At 66.0% G+C, this 2,880-nt stretch carries 2 protein-coding genes and 1 pseudogene; 2 read left to right on the forward strand and 1 reads right to left on the reverse strand.

The window, feature by feature from the left end; translation table 11 throughout:
• Positions 1–664, forward strand: a 664-nt coding sequence (locus tag EOA29_RS31430; RefSeq protein ID WP_145969904.1) for a MurR/RpiR family transcriptional regulator, incomplete at its 5' end; no start/stop codon positions are given.
• A gap of 31 nt (positions 665–695) precedes the next feature.
• Here EOA29_RS31430 and EOA29_RS31435 read toward each other — a convergent pair.
• Positions 696–2,219, reverse strand: coding sequence for a helicase HerA-like C-terminal domain-containing protein (locus tag EOA29_RS31435; protein ID WP_126095029.1), 1,524 nt, complete (start codon positions 2,217–2,219; stop codon positions 696–698).
• 291 nt (positions 2,220–2,510) lie between these two features.
• Between EOA29_RS31435 and EOA29_RS31440 the strand changes: the two are divergent.
• A pseudogene (locus EOA29_RS31440) lies at positions 2,511–2,880 on the forward strand (methylmalonyl-CoA mutase); the annotation flags it as partial.

The following is a 2,880-nucleotide window of genomic DNA, read 5'->3' on the forward strand; positions in this document are numbered from 1 at the left end:
GGCCGTATTCCGCAAGGCCATCGCCAACGACCAGCAATATTTCTATAGCCGCCAGGCCGGCCGGCTCATGGCGACGCCCTCCGTCGGCGACGCCGACGTCGAGGTCTTCGGGCAGCTGGCGCGGGAAACGGCCGCGAATGTCGATGGTTTCCTCGGCCAGTTGGACGGCGCCTCGCTGAAAGGCGCGACCAGGCTGCTGGCAAGCGCGCGGCGCGTGCGCGTCCACGGCGTTCGCCAGTTCCATTCGCTGGCGAGCTTCCTCACCTATTGCCTTGGGATGGTGCGCTCCGACGTGGCGCTTCTGGACGCGCCGCGCCTCGGCGTCGCCGAGGCACTGTCGCAGCTCGAGCCGGGCGACGTCGTCATCGTCGCGAGCTGCGCGCCCTATACACGCAGCGTCGCCGAGGTCGGCCGGGTTGCGGCGGCGAACGGTCAGTCGGTGATCGCGATCACCGATTCCCGATCCTCGCCGCTCGTTCCTCCGGCCGAGCATGCATTCTTCATCCCGCACGCCAGCAGTTTCTATTCGAACAGCATGGGCGCCTACATCGTCTTTTGCGAAGCGCTGCTCAACCTCGTCGCCCGGGAACTGGGCGACAAAGCGCTGAACTCGCTGGCGGGGCGCGAGCGGCTGATCGCCGAAATGAACATCGAGGTCGGCTGAGCCGTACCGCGGTTCAGCGTGACGGCGCTTCTCACCGCCCGCGCGCCAAACTGCCCAGGATGCCACGAACGATGGCGCGGCCGACGGACGAACCGACCGAGCGCACCACCGACTTGATCGCGGCCTCCGCCACCGTCTGGCGGTTAGAGGACCGCCGGTTGCCAGACCCCAAAACGTCGTCGAAGCCCGGGATTGTCCAGCGCGAGCCGCCGCTGTTCTGCTGCTGCGCCTGCGCCTCGGCGTCCTGCGCCTCCTTGGCCTTCTTCTGAAGCATCTCGAAGGCCGATTCGCGATCGACCACCTGGTCGTACTGGCCGGTGACCGGGCTCTCGGCGATGATCTTGCGGCGCTCGTCCGGCGTGATCGGCCCGAGCCGCGAGGATGGCGGCCGGATCAGCGTGCGCTGGACCATGGCCGGCACGCCCTTGTCCTCCAGCATCGAGACCAGCGCCTCGCCGGTGGCGAGCTGGGTGATGGCGGTGGCGCAGTCGAAATCGGGATTGGGCCGGAAGGTCTCGGCCGCGGTCCGCACCGCCTGCTGCTCGCGCGGCGTATAGGCGCGCAGCGCGTGCTGGACGCGGTTGCCGAGCTGGGCCAGCACTTTTTCCGGGATGTCCAGCGGGTTCTGGGTGACGAAATAGACGCCGACGCCCTTGGAGCGGATGAGCCGCACCACCTGCTCGACGCGGTCGATCAGCACCTTCGGCGCGTCCTCGAACAGAAGATGCGCTTCGTCGAAGAAGAAGACCAGCTTGGGCCGCTCGAGATCGCCGACCTCCGGCAGTTCCTCGAACAGTTCCGACATCAGCCAGAGCAGGAAGGTGGCGTAGAGCCTGGGGTTCATCATCAGCTTGTCGGCTGCGAGAACGCTGACCGCGCCGCGGCCGTCACGGGTCGTGCGCATGAGATCGGCAATACGCAGCGCCGGCTCGCCGAAGAAATTCGCGGCCCCCTGTTGCTCCAGCACCAGGAGCGTGCGCTGGATGGCGCCGACCGACGGTTTCGTGACGTTGCCGTAGCGGGCGCTGAGCTCGTCGGCGCGCTCGGCGATGTTGGCGAGCAACGCCTGCAGGTCCTTGAGATCGAGCAGCAGCAGACCCTCTTCATCGGCGATGCGGAAGGCGATGTTCATGACGCCTTCCTGCGCTTCCGTGAGGTTCATCAGCCGCGACATGAGCAGCGGCCCCATCTCCGAGATGGTGGCGCGGATCGGATGGCCCTGCTCGCCGAACAGGTCCCAGAAGATGACCGGAAACTCCTGGAACTGGTAGGGATCGAGCTTCACCTGCTCGGCGCGCTTGACCAGGAAATCCTTGGCCTCGCCCATCAGGGCGATGCCGGACAGATCGCCCTTGATATCGGCGCAGAAGACCGGCACTCCGGCGTTGGAAAAGCCCTCGGCCAGGACCTGCAGGCTGACCGTCTTGCCGGTGCCGGTGGCGCCGGTGATCAGCCCGTGGCGGTTGCCGTAGCGCAGCAGCAATTCCTCGGCGCGCTGGTAGGAATCGTCGGGCTTGCGGCTGGCGCCGATGAAGATGCTGGTGTCGTCAGCCATATGTCGGTCTCCGCAATCTGTTCCGTCAAAAAACGCCCGGCCTTATCGGAGGTATAGTAACGCCTTGGCCGGGCGACAATGGCAATGATCGAAACGGGGGCCCATCATCGAAACGGAGGCCTATCATCGAATTTGGGGCCGCCATCGAAATCGATCTTACCGAGCTTGCGGATTTCGAGCATGTTTGGCAATCGGTTAGCGGCTGCGGGGACAACGGCGACGGATGTCGATTGTGATATCCGGCCGAGAACCTTAGACTGGTGGCTGATGCGGCAAGAGACGAGGAGTGCGATGGGCGCCGGCACCTTGACCAGGGATGTCGACCTTCCGAACCCGGACGCCAAGCGCTGGCTGGCGCTGGCGGAAAAGGCGCTTGCCGGCGGCTCCTTCGAGGAGAAGCTCGTTTCGCACACCGATGACGGCATCCGCATCGAGCCGCTCAGCGAACGCTCGGCCAGCGCCGAGCCGCTGGTGCGCACCAACCCGACATTGCCCTGGATCGTCAGCCAGCGCGTCGACGACCCGGATATCGCTCGCGCCAGCGCGCAAGCATTGGAAGACATCGCGCAGGGCGCTACCGGGCTGTCGCTTGTCTTCGAGGGCGCGCCGAATGCCTTCGGCTACGGCCTGCCCCCAGCGCTTCCGCGGTTCTGGGCAGGCC

The sequence above is a fragment of the Mesorhizobium sp. M1E.F.Ca.ET.063.01.1.1 genome (assembly GCF_003998155.1).
Lineage (GTDB): Bacteria > Pseudomonadota > Alphaproteobacteria > Rhizobiales > Rhizobiaceae > Mesorhizobium.